This is a genomic window from Planctomycetota bacterium, assembly GCA_038746835.1.
Classification (GTDB): Bacteria; Planctomycetota; Phycisphaerae; order Tepidisphaerales; family Tepidisphaeraceae; genus JBCDKH01.
This window is the reverse complement of the sequence record JBCDKH010000022.1, coordinates 1-18314: the sequence shown is the minus strand read 5'-3', so window position 1 is coordinate 18314 and position 18314 is coordinate 1. Positions and strand designations below refer to the sequence as shown.

General features: G+C 65.6%; 14 protein-coding genes and 1 tRNA gene. 10 read left to right on the top strand and 5 right to left on the bottom strand.

Going from position 1 to position 18314, the window contains the following annotated elements:
• Window positions 1-5 precede the first annotated feature (5 nt).
• The 5 genes from AAGI46_04175 to AAGI46_04155 all read left to right on the top strand — a co-directional run bounded on the left by AAGI46_04175 (window position 6) and on the right by AAGI46_04155 (window position 7035).
• A complete protein-coding gene (locus AAGI46_04175) occupies window positions 6-839 on the top strand; it encodes a type II secretion system protein (GenBank protein MEM1011402.1) in 834 nt (277 codons plus the stop codon).
• A 76-nt stretch (window positions 840-915) separates the two neighbouring features.
• Entirely contained in the window at window positions 916-1392 is a 477-nt protein-coding gene (locus AAGI46_04170; GenBank protein ID MEM1011401.1) for a hypothetical protein, read from the top strand.
• Window positions 1393-1462: 70 nt separating this feature from the next.
• Window positions 1463-3511 carry a right-handed parallel beta-helix repeat-containing protein gene (locus AAGI46_04165; protein MEM1011400.1) on the top strand — a complete coding sequence of 683 codons (2049 nt, stop codon included), beginning with the start codon at window positions 1463-1465 and terminating at the stop codon, window positions 3509-3511.
• Window positions 3511-4890, top strand: coding sequence for a sulfatase-like hydrolase/transferase (locus tag AAGI46_04160; GenBank protein MEM1011399.1), 1380 nt, complete (start codon window positions 3511-3513; stop codon window positions 4888-4890). The genes AAGI46_04165 and AAGI46_04160 overlap by 1 nt, the downstream gene beginning before the upstream one ends.
• 9 nt (window positions 4891-4899) lie before the next feature.
• On the top strand, window positions 4900-7035 hold the full coding sequence (locus AAGI46_04155; GenBank protein MEM1011398.1) for a glycosyl hydrolase family 28-related protein: 2136 nt from the start codon (window positions 4900-4902) through the stop codon (window positions 7033-7035).
• Window positions 7036-7053: 18 nt separating this feature from the next.
• On the opposite strand, the gene AAGI46_04150 is transcribed toward AAGI46_04155, so the two are convergent.
• Window positions 7054-7557 (bottom strand): metalloregulator ArsR/SmtB family transcription factor, encoded by a 504-nt coding sequence (locus tag AAGI46_04150; GenBank protein MEM1011397.1) that lies wholly within the window; start codon window positions 7555-7557, stop codon window positions 7054-7056.
• A 167-nt stretch (window positions 7558-7724) separates the two neighbouring features.
• Between AAGI46_04150 and AAGI46_04145 the strand changes: the two genes are divergently transcribed.
• A tRNA-Ala gene (locus tag AAGI46_04145) sits at window positions 7725-7795 on the top strand.
• Window positions 7796-7831: 36 nt separating this feature from the next.
• Here the strand turns inward: AAGI46_04145 and AAGI46_04140 are convergent.
• Window positions 7832-9175: a glycosyltransferase gene (locus AAGI46_04140; GenBank protein MEM1011396.1), complete on the bottom strand. Its 1344-nt coding sequence runs from the start codon at window positions 9173-9175 to the stop codon at window positions 7832-7834.
• A 189-nt stretch (window positions 9176-9364) separates the two neighbouring features.
• Here AAGI46_04140 and AAGI46_04135 point away from each other — a divergent pair, with 189 nt between their 5' ends.
• Window positions 9365-9949: a response regulator gene (locus tag AAGI46_04135; GenBank protein MEM1011395.1), complete on the top strand. Its 585-nt coding sequence runs from the start codon at window positions 9365-9367 to the stop codon at window positions 9947-9949.
• Between the two features lie 120 nt (window positions 9950-10069).
• On the opposite strand, the gene AAGI46_04130 is transcribed toward AAGI46_04135, so the two are convergent.
• Window positions 10070-11968 carry an ABC-F family ATP-binding cassette domain-containing protein gene (locus tag AAGI46_04130; GenBank protein MEM1011394.1) on the bottom strand — a complete coding sequence of 633 codons (1899 nt, stop codon included), beginning with the start codon at window positions 11966-11968 and terminating at the stop codon, window positions 10070-10072.
• Window positions 11969-12077: 109 nt separating this feature from the next.
• Here AAGI46_04130 and xylB point away from each other — a divergent pair, with 109 nt between their 5' ends.
• On the top strand, window positions 12078-13619 hold the full coding sequence (gene xylB, locus AAGI46_04125; GenBank protein MEM1011393.1) for a xylulokinase: 1542 nt from the start codon (window positions 12078-12080) through the stop codon (window positions 13617-13619).
• Between the two features lie 69 nt (window positions 13620-13688).
• Here the strand turns inward: xylB and AAGI46_04120 are convergent, their stop codons facing one another.
• On the bottom strand, window positions 13689-14186 hold the full coding sequence (locus AAGI46_04120; GenBank protein ID MEM1011392.1) for a DUF427 domain-containing protein: 498 nt from the start codon (window positions 14184-14186) through the stop codon (window positions 13689-13691).
• Window positions 14187-14356: 170 nt separating this feature from the next.
• Here AAGI46_04120 and AAGI46_04115 point away from each other — a divergent pair, with 170 nt between their 5' ends.
• Together AAGI46_04115 and AAGI46_04110 are read left to right on the top strand one after the other, a co-directional pair.
• Window positions 14357-15748 (top strand): ATP-binding protein, encoded by a 1392-nt coding sequence (locus AAGI46_04115; protein MEM1011391.1) that lies wholly within the window; start codon window positions 14357-14359, stop codon window positions 15746-15748.
• A gap of 57 nt (window positions 15749-15805) precedes the next feature.
• The gene (locus tag AAGI46_04110) at window positions 15806-17950 is read left to right on the top strand and encodes an EAL domain-containing protein (protein ID MEM1011390.1); all 2145 of its coding nucleotides are present in this window, start codon (window positions 15806-15808) and stop codon (window positions 17948-17950) included.
• Window positions 17951-17953: 3 nt separating this feature from the next.
• On the opposite strand, the gene AAGI46_04105 is transcribed toward AAGI46_04110, so the two are convergent.
• Window positions 17954-18314 (bottom strand): beta-galactosidase (locus AAGI46_04105; GenBank protein ID MEM1011389.1); only part of this gene is annotated, 361 nt, incomplete at its 5' end.

The window sequence follows — 18314 nt, the reverse complement described above, 5'->3', positions numbered from 1 at the left end:
ATCTCATGTTCGCAACGCACGCTTCACAAACTCGATCACGCCGACCGGGCTTCACGCTGGTCGAACTGCTGGTCGTCATTGGGATCATCGCCCTGCTCGTGTCGATCCTTCTGCCGACGCTGAGCCAGGCACGCGACTCGGCCAGTTCCGTCAAGTGCGCGAGCAACCTTCGCCAGATCGGGCTGGCGGTGCTCAGTTACTCCAACGACGAGAATGGGTACATCGTGCCCGCCTACGCCAACTGGAACAACCCTGAGTGGTCACGTTGGCCGATGATGCTCGCCGGGCCGGAGTACCTCGCCGGTGCCGGTTCCGAGGTCACGCCGTTCGTGGTCAAAGACCCGAGCGACATCTGGGCGTGCCCGTCGGACCCGTTCGTTGACGGAAAAGACATCAACGCGACCGGCGAGGGCCAAGAGACAATCAGCTATCTGCCCAACACACGCGTCATCGTCCGGGCCGACCACTGGGAGGGTCCGTACAAGATCACCCAGTATCGCGGCTCGTCCGAACAAATGGTCATGACCGAGGCCGACTGGACGACCAACTTCTGGAACGGTGCAAGCCTGCACGACGACGGCGCGGGTGCCGCGTACTTCCGACTCGTGACGAACGTCGTGGGGCGTCACGGCAACAAGGAGACCGTCATCAACCCGACGACGGGTCAGACCGTGCAGTCCAACGCACGCTCCAACGTGCTCTTCCTGGACGGGCGTGTCGAGAGCCTGCCGATTGCGGAGTTGATCCAGCCGGGCATGTTCGCCTTGGCCGGCGATCCGAATCCAGACCCGAAGGGGCTCTGGGGCACGATCAAGCCGGACGAGGATCCGCGTCGCTGAATCAAGCTTGTCAACCGTTGCACACTGACGCTGAAGCAGCCAGTGGTTACCTCACCGCGAGCAGGACGACACGGCCATGATCGAGAAGCTGAAAAAGCAGCCGGGACTCGTCGCCCTGTTGCTGCTCGTGGCGGCCGTGACCATTTTCCTGTTCCGCGGCAGCGGCGGACCGTCGCCCACGCCCACACCGGAAGCCTTCTTCACCGTGGACGACGGCAAGACCTTCTTCAGCGCACCGATCACCAACCTGCCGCCGTTCCAACACGAAGGTCAGGAAGCCGTTGCAGCGAAGGTCTTCACATCCGACGGCGGTGAGACGCAGTTCGTCGGCTTCCTGGAGAAGTACTCGGACGAACTCAAGGCCAAGCTCGAAACGGCAGAATCGTTTAACAAGCAAATCGGCGTCCTTGCCGGAAGCCGCGGTCGCGGCACGCTCGTCAAACGTCCCGGCGACGCCGAGTGGGTGGTTGCCAGCGACCCGCGAGCCAAAGAGATCCGGCGCGTCACCGACGACTCAGGGCGTCCCGCGCGAGCCATGCTTGCGGTGAATTGAACACGCTTCGCAAGAAACCATGCTGGACACGTCGTCAACGGGTTTCGGTGCGATCTCACCTTTGTGCGCAGTGCTTGCGTGCCTCCTGCTGACGCTCGCCATGTCGGCGGATGCGCGGGCATCCGGGCGAACCTGGGTCGTCGACAAGGCATCGCCCCGAGCGACGGACGATGGACCTGGTGACGAAGCGCGACCCTTCAAGACCATTTCCGCCGCCGCCTTCGTCGCCGAGCCGGGTGACACCGTTCGCGTCCACGCCGGCGTCTACCGCGAACGCGTCGCCCCACGACGTGGCGGCGAGCCGGGACGGCCGATCACGTACGAGGCCGCACCGCGCGAGCGCGTCGTCATCAAGGCAAGCGACCTGTGGCAGCCCGACTGGCAGCCGCAAGGCAACGGCCTTTACCTCGGACGGTTCGCGGTCGATCAGTTCGACATCGACCAGCGTCACGCCTTCGACTGGCCGAGCTTCCCGCAGCAATACAACCCATTCGTCCGGCCGCTCAACAGCGCACCCGGCGGCAAGGCGGCAGCGGTCGATCCGTTCGGCAACGTGACCGCCGAGGCCGAGGAGCGCAACCCTGCCGTCGTCGGCGAGCTCTTCGTCAACGGCCAGCCGCTGCTCCAGTTGCCCGATCCGACGCAGCTCGCACGAACGCCCGGAAGCTGGCGTGTCGCGGACGATGCAAGCGGCCTCGTCGTCCATCCGCCGACGGGCGTCGAACTGGAACACGCCCTCGTTGAGCTGGTGACCCGGCAACGCTGCTTCGCTCCGTACAAGCGGGGCCTCAGCCACATCACGGTGCGCGGATTCGTGATGGAGCACGGGGCGACTGACTTCCCGCGCGGCTTCTACGGCAAGCACAGCCCGCAAGCCGGCATCCTCTCGACACGCGGCGGCACGCACTGGGTCATCGAAAACAACTCGATTCGGTTCGGCACCTCGCTCGGCCTCGACATCGGCACCGAAGGCACCAACGACGGCGACGGCCTGGGGCAGCCTCAGCCGGAAGCCGCGGGATATCACATCGTCCGCAACAACATCATCAGCGACAACGGCTGCGGCGGCATCGCCGGCATTCGCAGCTACGGCTCGCAGATCATCGGCAACACGATCGAACGCAACAATCGCCTCGGCTTCACCGCGCCCGAGATCGGCGGCATCAAGCTGCACTTCTTCGTCGACGGTCTGATCGAAGGCAATCTGCTTCGCGACAACGACGCGTACGGCATCTGGCTCGACAACGTCTACCACCGCAGCCGCGTCACGCGGAACGTCATCGTCGGCAACCAGCGGGCGGGCCTGTTCATCGAACTCGGCCACGGGCCGGTGCTCGTCGACCACAACGTCATCGCACTCACGCGAAGCCCCGGCGGCTACGGCGTCTACAGCCACGACGCGTCCGGTGTGAACTTCGCCCACAACCTCGTCTTCTTTAACGCAGGCCACGGACTCTGGGCACACGCCGCGACCGATCGCAAGCCCGGCCTGTGGCAAGACGGCAAGGACACCGGCGAGCGGCGACTCGCCGAGGCGTCCAACTGGACCATCGTCAACAACCTCTTCGTCGGCAGCGACATTGCCGTCGCCCTGCCGCCCGAGGCCCCGCGTTCGACGGGCAACGTCGTCGACGCCAACGCCTACGCCGGCCCATTTCCGCGGCTGACGCAGGAGTCGTGGGGCGAGCCGCTGGACACGCCGCTCTTCACCATCAGCACGAACAAGGGCCGCGTTCCGCTCGACGAGCTTGCAAACGCCGTCGGCCCGACCGACTACGTCGCGCGCCCGATGCTGACGCTGGCCGACTGGCAATCCGCGACGGGGCAGGATCCCAACAGCAAGGCGATCGCCGTCATGCGGCCGATGCTTGCGCCGAGCACGATGCGTCTGACCGGGCACGTCGGCGGTGGGATCGAGTCCGTCTCGACACGCCCGGTCGACGGCATCGACGTCGATTTCTTCGGCACGCCGCTTCCCGACCAGCCACTGCCGGGGCCCTTTCAGAACCTGCTCATCGATCCGGCACTGTCGGGCGATTCCGACGAGCCCGTTGATTCGCAGCACCTGAACAGCCTGATCCTCTGGCCGCTTCCGCGCATCGAGGCGAAGGAGCCGTGATGTCAGTCCAGAACGTCCTGGTCTTGCTGACCGACCAGCAGTCGCATGACGCGATGAGCTGTGCCGGCAATCGCTACCTGCGAACGCCGAAAATGGACCGGCTGGCGGAGCGTGGCGTGCGGTTCGCCAACGCGCACTGTGCCGCCCCGCTCTGCACGCCGGCTCGGGCCACCATGTGGACTGGCCTCGCTCCGCATCAGCACGGGGCCGTTTCGGTCAAAGGGGAGCACGGGCAGATGCGCGAAGACGTCGTCGGGCTGGGGCTGGGTCATCATCTCACCGCTGCCGGCTACGACTGTCTCTACGGCGGCAAGTGGCACGCCGGGCAAGGCGGCGAACGCTGCGGCATCGACGCCGAACGACGGCACGGCTTTGCCTACATCTGCGGCATGAACGACCACGAGCTGCCCGGCGCCTGCGCCGAGGTCTTGGCTCGTCGCAAGCCCGGCGACAAGCCGATGTTCCTCGTCGCGTCGTTCGACGACCCGCACAACATCTGCGAGTGGTCGCACGGCGAGGCACTCCCTTGGGGAAACCTTCCCGATCCTCCGCGGGAAGAGGAGTGCCCGCCGCTGCCGGCCAACTTCGCACGAGAGCCGTATCAACCGATCGCCGTCAAGCGGACGTACGACCAGCGCATGGCCGCGGACTTCGACGTCTCGTGGGACCCGGCGGACTGGCGGCGATATCGCTGGGCGTACTACCGACTCGTCGAACGCGTCGACGCGCGGATCGGCCAAGTGCTCGACGCACTCGAAGCCACCGGCCTCGATGCGACGACCACGATCGTCTTCGCCTCCGACCACGGCGAGCAGGCCGGCAGCCACGGACTTCAGCAGAAGAACGTGCTCTACGAAGAGTCGACGCGTGTCCCGCTCGTCATCGCACGCCCCGACGAGCCGGAGCCTGGACGTGTGGTCGATGATCCAGTGTCTGCTGGGCTGGACCTCTATCCGACCGTGTGCGACCTGACGTCGACGACGGTGCCGGACCATTGCGTCGGACGGAGCCTTGTGCCGCTGCTCGATGGCAAGTCGCTCGATCGGGACGGCGTTCTCGTCGAGGTCTGTTCGATGCCGAGTGCGGCCGGCGTGATCTCGGGTGGGTCACGCCTCGTCCGCTCCCGCGACCACAGCTACGCCGTCTTCCACCACAGCCGCCCGGCCGAGCAGTTCTTCGATCTGTCGCGCGATCCGGGCCAGATGGTCAACCTCGCCAGCAGCGCGACAGACCGCCCGGAACTGCTGCGCCATCGCGCGATGCTGCGCGGCTGGCTCGAACGAACCAACGACCGCCTCGCCGGCGTGCACTACGCGTTTGCCGATGTGCCTGATCGGCACTTACTCCCCGGCGACGAGTGGATCGCCAGCGACACCTGACCCTTTCCAATGCCGTTTCCGACCTGCATCATCGAATCCCTCGAACGCCGACGCCTGCTGTCGGGCGTGACGTTTCCAGCCGGCCTGTATGGCGTGGTCGACGTCAGCGACTTCGGTGCCATTCCGAACGACGGCATCGACGACACCAACGCGATCAACGCCGCCTTCGCCGCCATCGGGGCCAACTCGCGCAGAACGCTCTACTTCCCAGACGGCGTCTACGACATCAGCGGACAGCTTCTGCCCGAGACCGGCAACTTCATCAACGTCAAACGGACCAGCCTCCAAGGCCAAAGCGAGGACGGCACGATTCTTCGCCTCGCCGCCGGCACGTTCACGGACGCCGCCGACACGACGCCGGTCATCGACTATCGGCAGAACAACAACGTCGCCCAGGCGTTTCACAACCACATCGCCGACGTGACGCTCGAGGTCATGCCCGACAACGCTGGGGCCGTTGGCATCGCGTTCAACTCGAACAACTCCGGCAGCATTCGCCGCGTGACGATCACCGAGGTCCGCGTGCCCGGCGACGCTGACGGAAACGGCACGGTCGATCTCGCCGACTTCGGCATCCTGCGGGCCAACTTCGGCACAAGCGACGCCGCCGTGACGCAGGGCGACTTCAACGGCGACGGCAGTGTCGACTTGGCCGACTTCGGGATACTGCGGGCCAACTTCGGTGCGACCGAGACGATCGCCGCACCGGTCGGACTCGATCTCTTCGTCGCCGAGAACGGTCCGCTGTTCATCCAGGACGTCACCGTCAACGGCTTCGACGTCGGCGTGCGGACGGTCGATCACATCAATAGCCAGACCTTCGAACACCTGGCGCTGCACCATCAGCGCGAGGCCGGATTCGTCAACGGTGCCAACGGTGGCGGTCGACAGGCGGTCGCGATTCGTGGGCTGACGAGCACGAACGACGTCACCGTCTTCGACGCGCGTCGCGAAGACCCCGACCCGTCCACGCTCATCGTCGAGGCCGACGTGCGCTCGCCGGGCGGGACGACCGAGCCCGCCATCAACACGGGCGGCAGCTCGTTCGTCCGCGACGTCACGGCCTCGGGCTTCGGCAGCTCGGTCGAGCAGAAGTGGGACGCCAAGCTTCAGTCGCTCGGCGACGACGTCGTGGCCGAGGCGTCGTCGTGGGGCAGCAATCAGAGCGACGGCTTCGCGACGCTCTTCGACACGACCGAGACCAGCCTCGACCTCGAGATTCGCGACACGCCCCGCGTCGACGGCGGCGACCCGACCAGCGAGTGGATCGTGCTGACCAACGGCCCGGGCGACGACACTGCTGCCATCCAGGCCGCGATCGATACGCCGGGCATCAAGACCGTCGTCCTCGACGGACCGAGTGGCTTCGACATCGATGGCACGCTCATCCTGCGCGGCGACGTCGAACGCCTCGTCGCGTTCGGCGGAACCGTCAGCGGCGACGGCACCATTCGCCTCGACGACGGTGCGGCCTCGACCGTCCGAATCGACCGGCTGTACGGCAACTTCAACAACAGCGTCGCCATCGAGCACAACGCGACCCGCACTCTGGTCGTCAGCGATTCGGGCGTCCGCTCCTACACCAACACGGCCGCTGGCACGGGCGACGTCTTTCTCGAGGACGTGATCGTCCGTCAGGTCGACATGGCGAACCAGAACGGCTGGTTCAAGCAGATCAACATGGAGCCTCCCGGCGACACGCTCGGCACCGGCGCGTACTTCACCAACGACGGCGGGACCGCGTCCATCCTCGGACTCAAGACCGAGTACCGCGGCAGCGCGTCGTTCACCTTCATCCACACGCTCGGCGGCGGAAGCACCGAACTGCTCGGCGGCGTCCTGCACCTCAACGCCGGCACGTGGGCGGCGGACGAACCCGCCTTCCGCGTCACCGATGCGAACTTCGGCCTCGCCGCCGTGAAGCGTTATGACCCTGGCGTGAACAACTCGCCCACCATTCTCGTCACCGAGACGCAGAACGGCGAGACGCGTCAGTACACGGGCGGGAAGCAAAGCTACTTCATCGCCAGATCCGCAGATCCCGCCGCGAGCAGTCTCGCACCGACCTCCGGGCTCGACGCACGTGTCGCGAGCGTCTTCTCAACGCAGGCCATCGACGACGAGCGAAGTGTCTTCGTGCGCTAGCGAGTGATCACGCTTTACTCAGTGGGACGTGGCGTCGGTCGGATGGCCGTCTTCGGAGGCCAGGATTTGCACGGCGAAGCCTCGACCCTTGATCTGCATGCCGGTCGGGTCGACGTCGTTGCCCTGCTCGTCCTGGAGAATCTCCGAGGCCGCCTCGGTCTGCTGAAGCACGCCGTGATCACCGTCGCCCTCACCCGGCAACGCAGCGGGCGAGATGCGGCCGTTGAGTCGGTAGAAGACCTGCTTCCCGGCGCGACGGTTATCAATCAGGCCGCTGACGCGGAGGAGGCTCAGGTGGTGGCTCACCGTCGGCTGTGGCAACGACAGCAGCTGGCAGAGCTTGCCGACATTGGTCTCGCCGGCACTGAGAAGTTGCAGGATCGACAAGCGTGTCCGATCGCCGAGGAGGCGAAAAAGCTCTGAGAGACGGTCAAGTTCCGGCTTATCCAAAGTCAGAAGCGGGCCCACCAATTGTCCGTCGTCGTGATCCTGCTGCACCATCGAATTGTTTGCGCCCAACATGGGCCGCAGGGTACGGCTGCCGCCGCGGCAATACAAGCAATGCTTGCCATCTATGGCGATGTCTTTCCGCTTCATGCTCCGCGCAAACGCACGAAGCGCCTGACCATCGTGACTTGATTCACCTGCCCCGCTCACTATCGTCCCTCTCGCCCGAGCGAAAGCTCCGCGGGGCTATAGTCTAATGGGAGGACATCTCGGTCGCATCGAGAAAGTCCGGGTTCGAATCCCGGTAGCTCCATGAACCGCCCGCGTCGATCGACGCGGGTGCTCTGTTTCAGCCGGCGAAGATCTTGGTTGGCGGCGCCGGTTTTGGTGGCGCCGGCGGTGGCGTGGGACGCGGGCGAGGCGCTTCGAGGCCGGTCTGGATGGTGCGGGCTTCCTCGTACAACAACTCCATCTGGGGGAGGATCGCCGACATCGAGTACTGCTCGCGAATGAGCGAGGCTGCGGCATCGCCGAGTCGTCGAGCGCGATCGGCGTCGGCGAGCACGTGCAGCGTCTTGTCCGCCAGGTCGCCGGGGTCGAAAAAGTCGGCAAAGACGCCGGTCTCATCTTCGGTGACAAGGTCGTGCACCGGTGCAGTGTCGCCCGCAACGATCGGCGCTCCACATGCCATCGCGTTGACGAGGCTCCAGCTGAGCACGAACGGCACGGTCAGGTACAGGTGCGCGTCGCTCGCCGCAAACGCCTCGGCCAACTCCGTCGGCGGACGCCGGCCGAGGAAGTGGACGCGATCGGCGTCGTAGCCGCGGACGTCGTCGTGCTCGAGCGTCCACTGCTTGAACGTCTTGTCGCCGGTGTGTTGCTCGTCGCCGCCGTAGGCGATGCGGTCGGTGCCGAAGACGAGCACCTGCACGTCGTCGCGCGCCTGCGTGATGCGTCGCACGGCCCGCATGAAGAGGTCGAAGCCGCGCATCGATTCGAACCCACGAGCGCAGTACGTGACCAGCTTTGCCCCCGCCGGCAGTGTGACGCCGGCGATCGTCCGTTCGCCGTCGTGCCGAAGCGTGTTGTCGCGCGGGTGCCAGACGTCGGTGTCGATGCCGTCGAACAGCACGCGCAGCTTGCCGGCGTACTCGTCCGGGAAGCGAGACCGCTGGAACGGCGTCGGGCAGTAGCCGAGCTGGCAGTTCTGCAGGTCGAGCAGGATCATCGCGTTGCGGCAACGGCTCCGCAGAAACTTGTCCGGCTCAACCGGCCAGGCGAGGTCGTGGCGGAACGTCATGTCGCTCTGCTCATCGTGGCCGTTGTAGTAGTACTCGAACAGGTTGATGATCGGCGTCGCAGGGAAGAGCTCGCGCAGGAAGAGCGTGCTGCCAAAGCCGCTGTGGCCGACGATGAGGTCGGGCTCGATGTCCGGCCGGGCGAGCAGCGAACGGAAGACGGCGTCGGTGTGCCAGACGGCGTTTTCGAAGGTGCGCGAGCAGAAATGCGTCTGCCGCGTCGCGCCTCCGCGGGTTTTGTATTGGATCTTTTCCAGCCGGCCCTCGCCAAGGCGTCGGGTACCGGCGGGCGTCTCGCTGACGAACGTGGTGGTCCAGCCGCGGGAGCGTGCGAGGTGCGCCGCGACGTGGCCGAATTGTGCGGGAAAATTCGGATGGACGAACAGGACGTGCATGGCGGTCTGAGAAACGCGTCTGGCGGGCCGGGATGGGCGAATCTATCGGACCTTGCCGACGGCCGCACGCATGGCGGTCGTGTCGTACGTTTCGGTCGCACCGGCCAACGCCGCCTGTTCCGATCGTGCCGGCAACCCCGGACGAGGGACGTGCTGCGGGCCTGACCGACTTACGAAGTAGGGAGAATCATGCAAGAGCTCAAGGCCAAAGACGTTCTGACAACAGGCGAAGTCGCCAAAATCTGTAACGTCGCACCGCGCACCGTCAGCAAGTGGTTCGACTCCGGCAGCCTCAAGGGGTACCGCATTCCCGGCTCCAAGGACCGCCGCATCCCGCTGAACCACCTCGTCCGGTTCATGAAGGAACACGACATTCCGCTGGGCGGACTCAAGACCGGGAACACCCGCGTCCTCATCGTCGACGACGAGCGCGACGTGACCGACGTGCTGGAAAAGATCCTCGAAGACGAGGCCCGGTACGAAGTCGAAATCGCCGAGAACGCCTTCGCCGCCGGTGTGCTGGCAGCGCGGTTCCGGCCGAACGTTATGTTCCTGAACGTCCACCTCGGCGACGTCTCACCCGAGGCCGTGGTCGATCTGGTGAAACACCAGCCGGACCTTCAGCTGACGAAGCTGGTCGCGATGAGCGACCGCATGAACGACGAGGCCGGCGCACGTCTGACGCGTCAGGGCTTCGACGCCTTCCTCACCAAGCCCTTCCACGTGCGTCGTGTGATCGAGGCCGTCGAGAAGGCGATGCGGATCACGTACTGATCGCTTCCTTAATCCGTCATCCCGCGCGCAGACGAGGGACATCGCAGCGGACGATCGTGCGACGACACGTCCGGGCGAGGTCCTTCGACTCGCTGCGCTCGCTCAGGATGACGGTGAACGTCACGCGTCGTCGCGGTCGTAGTACTCCTCTTCGAGCTGTTGCAGCTGCGTCGTCAGCCGCTCTAGCTCGGCCGCGCGTTCGCGGGCTTCGGCGGGGTCGGTCGGAGCCGTCGCGAAGGCCTCGTTGAGGTCGGCGATCTCGATTTCCGTTTCGGTGATCTTCGCCTCGAGCTTCGGCGTCGCAAGCGTGCCGAAGGGACGCGCGAACTTGTTCTTGCCGGCGGCAGGTTTGACGGATTTGGACGGAACGTGCTTCGTCGGTGAGGCTTTGAGCTTTGGCTGCGGCGTGACTCTCGCCGCGTCGCGATGATCGAGCCACTGGTGCCAAGCCCCGCGAAAGTCGACCACGCTCGGCGGCTGGAACACCAGCAGTCGGCCGGCGATGCGATCGAGGAAGTAGCGGTCGTGACTGACCGCCACGACCGTGCCGGGATAGTCGCCGAGGGCGTGCTCCAACGCCTCTCGGCTAGCGATGTCGAGGTGGTTCGTCGGCTCGTCGAGCAGCAGCACGTTCGCACGGCGCAGGAGCAGTCGCACGAGCGCTACCCGTGCCCGCTCGCCGCCGGAGAGCGCGCTCATTGGCTTGAACGAGTCGTCGCCGCTGAACCGCATCGCGCCGAGGGCGTCGCGCAAGCCGGCCTCCGACACGCCCTCTTCGGCGGCGGTCGGGTAGAGCTCGTCGAGGATGGTGTTGTCCGGGTCGAAGTCGTCCAGCCGCTGGTCGTAATAGCCGATCGTCAGCTTCGGGCCCCAACGGACCTCGCCCGAATCGGCATCGGCGTCGCCGACGAGGCATCGGAGCAGCGTCGTCTTCCCGCAGCCATTGGGCCCGACGATGCCCAGTCGCTCACCGGGCGCGACGGTGAACCCGACGCCCTGCCACAGCGGCCCGCGTTCGCCGAAGCCCTTGGCCAGGCCGCTGACCTGCAGGACGCGATCCGACTTCACCGCGTCGGCCGAGAAGCTGATCCGCATCGCCTGCTGCTTCGTGGCGTCGACGACGAGGTCGTCGCTGGCGAGCAGCCGGTTCAGCCGCGTCTCGCGACCCTTCGCCTGCCGGGCACGCTGGCCGGCCTTGAACCGTCGCACGAACTCGGCCTGCTTTTCGATGTCCTTCTGCTGCTTCTCGAACGCCCGCTGTCGCGTCAGCTCCGCCGCCTCGCGCTGCTTCAGGAAAGCCGCGTAGTTGCCGGGGTAGCTCTCGATCTTCCCGCCCGCGAGGTGGTCGATGCGGTTGGCGAAGCGATCGAGCAGGAACCGGTCGTGGCTGACGATCAGGACGCACCCTTCGTACCGCCCAAGCTCGCCCTCGAGCCACTCGATGGCGGCGAGATCGAGGTGGTTGGTCGGCTCGTCGAGCAGCAGGACATCCGGCTTGTGGATGAGCAGCTTGGCCAGCTGGAGGCGTGACCGCTGCCCGCCGGAGAGGCGGTCGGTGTCGAGGTTCCATGTGTCCTTGGCCAGACCAACGCCGTCGAGGGCGGCTTCGAGGCGGTGGTGCCACGCGTAGCCGCCGGCCTCCTCGTAGTCGTGCGAAACCTTCCCGTAAGCGTCCAAGGCCTCGTCGTCGCCGTCGGCCATGGCGTGTTCGAGCCGCCGGAGCTCGGCCGCGAGTTCATGCAGCTGAGCGAAGGCGCCCTCGGCCTCGTCGAGGACGGTCTGGCCGGGCGTGAAGTCGGGATCCTGCTTCAGGTAGCCGACGCTGGTGCCACGGGCGGCGTTGACGGTGCCGTCGTCGGGCTCAAGATCGCGGCTGAGGCAGCGGAGGAGCGTGGTCTTGCCGGTACCGTTGTCCCCGACCAGCCCGACGCGATCGCCGCGATCGAGTCGGAGGCTGAGTCGGTCGAAGAGGGTCTTGCCACCCAGGCCGAGGCGGAGGTTCTGGGCGGACAGCAGCACGCGGCGAGCGTACGAGCCGGCACATCCGAGCGGACGGAATCGCCGGCCAGTCAGTCATTTGTGTGAGGCCGGTTTCCGATTTGGGTGTTTTTCCGCTAGGTTTCCTCCAATGCCCCACCTGCTCGGGATTGATATCGGCACCAGCGGCACGAAAAGCCTTGTTCTGGGCCCCGATGGCAAGGTCAAAGGAACCGCCACCTCGCCCCACACGCTCGTCACGCCCAAGCCCGGCTGGACCGAGCAAGACCCGCTCGAATGGTGGGGTGCCGTCCAGAAGTCCGTCCGCGGAGCCCTCCGCGCTGCCAAGATCACCAAGGACGACATCATCGCCATCGGCCTGTCGGGCCAGATGCACGGCAGCGTCTTTCTGGACGAAAAAGGCCGCGTGCTGCGGCTGGCCATCCTCTGGAACGACCAGCGGACCGGCGAGGAATCCAAGCAGATCCTCGAAACCGTCGGCGGCGAGCAACGCATGCTCGACCTCACCGGCAACCTCCCGCTGACCGGCTACACCCTGCCCAAGTTCCTCTGGTTCAAGAAGAACGAGGCCAAGAAGTTCGGCCGACTCGAAAAGGTCGTCCTGCCCAAGGACTACATCCGCTACCGCATGACCGGCTTGTACGTCACCGACGTCGGCGACGCGTCGGGCATGTGCATGCTCGACGTCCGCAGTCGGCAGTGGTCGACCACGCTGCTCGACATGCTCAAGATCGACCGGGCCCACCTGCCCGACGTTGTCGAGAGCACCGCTCAGACCGGCGAGCTGCACAAGGAGGCTGCCGCGGCCTTGGGCCTAAACGAGAACACGCCTGTCTTCGCAGGCAGTGGTGACGTCATGACCGGTGCGGTCGGCATGGGCGTCGTCGAGCAAGGCCTCATCAACGCCAACCTCGGCACGGGCGGCGTGATGGCGGCGCACAGCGACCGCGTCGCGCTCGACACCAACGGCCAGCAGCCCGGCCGCATCGCCACGATGTGCCATGCGGTGCCTGACGCGTACGTCAACTTCGGCTGCATGCTCTCGGCGGCGGGTTCGCTGCAGTGGTACGCGGACGAATTCGCCGAGAAGCCCAAGGGCAAGGCCAAGCCGGACGCCGTCTTCGACAACCTCGTCAAGATGGCGGAAAAGGCTCCCATCGGCAGCGAAGGCCTGTTCTTCATGCCCTTCCTGACCGGCGAGCGGTGCCCGTATCCGGACCCCGACGCCCGCGCGTGCTGGATCGGCATGACGCGTCGGACCCAGCCGGCCCACCTCGTGCGGAGCCTCATCGAAGGCGTCACGTACAACATGGGCCGCATGCTGGAAATCATGCGCGGCGAGATGGGCGTCAACATCCGGCAGGTCCGCACCACCGGCGGCGGGGCCAAGAGCGCGTTCTGGCGTCAGCTTCAGGCCGACATCTACGACGCCCCGGTCGCCACTACCAACAGCGAAGAAGGTGCAGCCTTCGGTGCGGCCCTGCTCGCCGGCGTGGGCCTGGGCAACTACAAGTCCGTCCCAGCCGCGTGCAAGCAGCTCATCAAGGCTGGCGACGTCGTTCGTCCCAAGAAGCGTTCGGCCGAGGCGTACAAGAAGTACGTCGAGGTCTACGCCAAGCAGTACGAGCGACTCGCCCCGACCTTCCAGGACATCAAGAGCCTGAGCGAATAATCGCCGTCATCCTGAGCGAGCGCAGCGAGTCGAAGGACCTCGTCTGCGCTCGGGATGATAGATGGTGCCTTACCAGCCCCACGTCCCGGCTCCGCCTTTGAATGGGCCGACGAGGTTGGGCGTCTTCCAGCCGCCGTAGAAGTCGCCCTCCTGCGCCTCGACGACCCAGTCGCCGATGGTGCAGCGGTCGACGCGCGACGGGTAGAACGACCAGTGGTCCTTCAGCCCGGCGAACGAGGGCACAGGCGATCGGTATGTCCACGCCGCCTCGCGACGCGTGACGTCGCCGACGACGAGGTCCGCGTAGGTCGCCCGGCCCTTCCACTCGCACGCCGACGAACGACCTGTCTCTGCGAGCAGCTCCAGCCGAACGTCAGCTGGCGGGATGTAGATCGTCGGCGGGTGACTCGTCTCCAGCACACGCAGTGCGGCCATCGAGTCTGCAATCGTCTTGCCGGCCAGCTCGACGGTCACACGCTGACCGACCGGCTCCAGCCGTGGCGGGCGCGGATAGTCCCAGACCGACTCCTGCCCAGGCCCGGGCTCGATTCGTTTCGGGTGTCGCATCGCTGATGATTACTGGACCGGCCTTTCGACACGTCAAAACCGTCGAGACCGCGCGCCACGCCAAGTCGACGCGAACCTCAGATCAACCCGGCCCTCAGATTGACCGATCTGGATCATGTTGTCGCTCGGGGGCAGAGCGAGCAAGCCCGTACCAGCTCATCATCGCCCAGATGGATCTGCCCTCCACCAACTTCGCACACGCCGCCTCTGCCAAAGCCGATTCGCTCGAATCGCTCCGCTCGAAAGGCATCGATCCCTTTTGGCTGGCACCCGACGAGTTGTTCGGTAGCCTGGTCGAAACCGTCGAAAAGCAGACCTCATCTTCTGCGGTCGTCGTCCCGCCCTTCGATGATCGTGAAGAGGTGACCGTCGTCTCGATGGCGACGCTGTCCCGGGAAATGACGCGGCCGTTCGTTCGCGATCTGTATTGGCGTCGCCCGGTCTCGGAAGCGCTGGTCGAGTTGGCGATCCCGACGCTCGTGCTGACCGCCGATCAGACCATCACCGCCGCCGCCGAGGCCGCCATCTCGCGGGACGAGCGTTCGCGTTACGACCCGATCGTCGTTCTGGGCAATCGCGACGAGGACGACTACTTCCTGCTCGACGTCCACGTCCTGCTGCGTGGCCAGAGCGACCTGCTCCGCGTGGTCCGCAATGAACTGATCGAGACGAGCCGCATTGCCGGTCAGGCAGAGGTGGCTTCGGGCGTCATCCACAACGTCGGCAACGTGCTCAACAGCATGAACGTCGCCGCCTCGACCGCTTTGGACACACTCGCGACCGGTTCGAATGACCGGGACGGCCCCGACATCTCGACTGACCTGCGACGTCTCGTCGAACTTTTGCAACAGGTCGAAGCCGACGACGCCTGGGCCGACTTCGTCGCGCCCGATGGTCGCGGCCGCCACGTCGGTGCGTACCTCGAAGCCTGCCTCGAAAAGCTCGACTCCGAGCGCAACAGCGTCGTGCAGGAACTCACACAGATCGACTCGGGCATCGCGCACATCCGGCAGATCGTCCAGTCGCAGCAGAGCTTCGTCGATCGTCAGGACGGCGCACGCGGCCTGATGGACCAAGTTGAAGCGTCCGATCTGATCACCCGCACCCTCGCGCTGCACACCCGCGGCGGCGAAGATGCCGGCGGCATTGAAACCGACATCGAATCGGACCTTCCCAGCTTCCACACCGACGGCGGCCGGGTGATCCAGATTCTGGGCAACTTTGTCTCCAACGCGACGTGGGCGGTCTCCGAGGTCGAGCCGCAGAAGCGCTCGATTCGCATCGGAGCGTCGCGATCGAACCTGAACGAGGTGACGCTGTTCGTCCAGGACAACGGGCGAGGCTTTCCGCAGCGCGAGGCCGGGACGCTGTTTCGTCACGGATTTACCACCCGATCAAGTGGGCACGGTTTCGGGCTTCACTCATGTGCCCTGACGGCCGACGAATTGGGAGGAAGCATTCGAGCGATGAGCGGCGGCATTGGTGCCGGTGCCCGCTTCGAGCTTCGGCTCCCGATCGATCCGAATCAATCGACTACCAAGACCTACCGCGTTGCTGCCTGAGGAGACGGTCGTCGACGTCTCGTCAAACCTCCCGAAACCGCCGGACGAGAATTTGCCATGAGCGACCGAACCCCGAGCGACTCCCGGCAGGAGAGTCGCTTCCCACTGACATCACCTGAAGGTTTGCCCGTCGACGCGTGGCGATCTTCCACACCGCGTCGTGTGCTGGTGATTGACGACAACCCGGCGATTCACTCGGACTTCAAGAAAATCCTCGTCGATTCTCCGCTCAGTGCAGCGGCGAGCGATCGCGTCGCCGATGCCGCGAAGAAGCTGTTCGCCGATGCGCTCCAGCCCGCCAACAAAGACCGTCGTCGTCGCAGTGGTCCGAGGTTCGAACTCGCCCACGCCTCGGGCGGCGCAGAAGGCGTCGAGATCATTCGGCAAGCGACCGAGCAGGATCAGCCGTACGAGCTGGTCTTCGTCGACATGCGCATGCCGCCCGGTATCGACGGCATCGAGACCGTCCGGCAAATCTGGGAGATCGACCACCGCATCCAGACCTGCATCTGCACGGCATACAGCGATCGCGCGTGGGGCGACGTGCTGGACGAGCTCGGCACGAGCGATCGACTCCTGATCCTCAAGAAGCCGTTCGACCTCATTGAGATTCGCCAGATCGCCGTCGCGCTCAGCGAGAAGTGGCGTCTTGCACGTCGCGCAGAACAACACGTCGACCAGCTCGAGCTGCTCGTTCGCAGCCGCACCGCCGATCTGCAGCGGGCCCAGGTGCTCGATCGCCTGACGAACCTGCCGAACCGACGCACGTTCCAGCAGCGACTCAGCGTGGCCGTTCAGCAGAGCGAACAGGATCCAGATTATCGCTTCGGCCTGGTCTTCATCGACGTCGACCGCTTCAAACTCGTCAACGAATCCGTCGGCGAAGCGGCGGGCGATGAACTGCTCCGCATCGTCGGCAATCGCCTCGGCGAGGCCGTGCGTCTGACAGACGTCGTCGGGCAAAACAAGTCAAGCGGCACACTCGTCGACGACGATGAACGACGCCCGAGCCACACTGCCGCGCGTATCGGTGGCGACGAGTTCGTCGTTCTGCTCAACGACCTTACCGACGACGACGACGCGGAAGTCGTCGCCCAGCGGCTGTGCGACGTGCTTTCGGAGCCGTACAGCGTCGGTGACAAGCCCGTCGCAATGACCGCGAGCCTCGGCGTGACGTCGAGCGTTCACGGCTACGGCACGGCTGAGGACGCCCTACGCGACGCAGACGCCGCAATGCGTCAGGTGAAGATGTCCGGCCGCGGAAACGTCGCCGTCTTCAGCAAGCAGATGCGCGAGGAGTCGCGTCGACGGGCGCGCGTCGAGACCGACCTGCGTGGCGCGGCCGACCGCGGCGAGCTCCGCGTTGTCTACCAGCCGATCGTCCGCGCCGGCGACGGCACGCTCGCCGGCTTCGAAGCCCTGATCCGCTGGCAGCATCCCAACGACGGCCTGCTCTCACCCGCCGCCTTCATCGACACCGCAGAAGAGAGCGGCCTGATCGGCGAGATCGGCGGCTGGATGCTCGACGAGGCGGCCGGCGCATTCGCAGGCTGGCTGTCGCGCGACGGCACCGGTCTGGCACCGATTCCCGCGACGCTGCCGAGCAAGAACGACCCGTCGACGCTGCCCGTCGCGATCAACATCAATCTCAGCCGTCGGCAGCTGCTCGAGCCCGACCTGGTCGAACGCGTCGCCGAAGTCCAGAAGCGCTACAACCTCGGCGGTGGGCGACTGAAGCTCGAAGTGACCGAGAGCGGCGTCATGGAAAACCCGGACGAAAGCGTCCAGCGACTCCGCGAACTCCGCAACACCGGCGTCCGCGTCGTCATGGACGACTTCGGCACCGGCTACAGCAGTCTGTCGTGCCTGCATCAGTTCCCGCTCGACTGCGTCAAGCTCGACCGCTCGTTCATTCGCCAACTCGGCCAGCGCGACGATTACGCCGCCGTCATCGAAGCGATCGTGACGCTCACCAAGGCGATGAAGATCGACCTCGTTGCCGAGGGGGTCGAGAACCTGCTGCAGTGGGACATGCTCAAGGACTTGGGCTGCGACCTTCTGCAGGGCTACCTGTTCGGCAAGCCGCTCGACCCCGACATCGCACGCGGCCTCGTCATGCTGCCGACCGGATCGCAGATCATCGACGGCCGCCTCGCGACAGCTGACGACTTCCAAAAGCCGGCGGTGTCGTTGGCGGCATGATCGTCAGGCCGTCGGAAGCATCGTGCACGTGAGCCGATAGCGACGCGCACGCGATCGGTACGCATCAAGCGTGTCCGGCCCACAGCTGGCCGTGCCCAGGCCGCGGTGGAAGGCGTCGAGGCAAACGACGACTTTGTCGCGCGGTGACAGGTCGTACGTGTGGAACGCCTTAGTCAGGTCTTCGGGCGTGAAGTGGCTTGCCGAGAAGCTCATCGGCGCGTAAGGCACGACGCGCAGTGACTGCCGCGGCGTGCTCGGCGTCGACAACTCGCCCCAGCGGACATCGGTCTTGAGGCCGTGCTCCTGCGGCACGATGTACGGCACGTACTCGTCGGTCACGCTCGACGTCCACAGGCCGAGCTCC

Excerpts from the sequence above, each read along its gene's own strand:
- AAGI46_04140 (MEM1011396.1), bottom strand. The coding sequence starts at position 9,175 with ATGCACGTCCTGTTCGTCCATCCGAATTTTCCCGCACAATTCGGCCAC.
- AAGI46_04150 (MEM1011397.1), bottom strand. The coding sequence starts at position 7,557 with ATGTTGGGCGCAAACAATTCGATGGTGCAGCAGGATCACGACGACGGA.
- AAGI46_04110 (MEM1011390.1), top strand. The coding sequence starts at position 15,806 with ATGAGCGACCGAACCCCGAGCGACTCCCGGCAGGAGAGTCGCTTCCCA.
- AAGI46_04155 (MEM1011398.1), top strand. The coding sequence starts at position 4,900 with ATGCCGTTTCCGACCTGCATCATCGAATCCCTCGAACGCCGACGCCTG.
- AAGI46_04120 (MEM1011392.1), bottom strand. The coding sequence starts at position 14,186 with ATGCGACACCCGAAACGAATCGAGCCCGGGCCTGGGCAGGAGTCGGTC.
- AAGI46_04170 (MEM1011401.1), top strand. The coding sequence starts at position 916 with ATGATCGAGAAGCTGAAAAAGCAGCCGGGACTCGTCGCCCTGTTGCTG.
- AAGI46_04160 (MEM1011399.1), top strand. The coding sequence starts at position 3,511 with ATGTCAGTCCAGAACGTCCTGGTCTTGCTGACCGACCAGCAGTCGCAT.
- AAGI46_04135 (MEM1011395.1), top strand. The coding sequence starts at position 9,365 with ATGCAAGAGCTCAAGGCCAAAGACGTTCTGACAACAGGCGAAGTCGCC.
- xylB (MEM1011393.1), top strand. The coding sequence starts at position 12,078 with ATGCCCCACCTGCTCGGGATTGATATCGGCACCAGCGGCACGAAAAGC.
- AAGI46_04175 (MEM1011402.1), top strand. The coding sequence starts at position 6 with ATGTTCGCAACGCACGCTTCACAAACTCGATCACGCCGACCGGGCTTC.
- AAGI46_04115 (MEM1011391.1), top strand. The coding sequence starts at position 14,357 with ATGGATCTGCCCTCCACCAACTTCGCACACGCCGCCTCTGCCAAAGCC.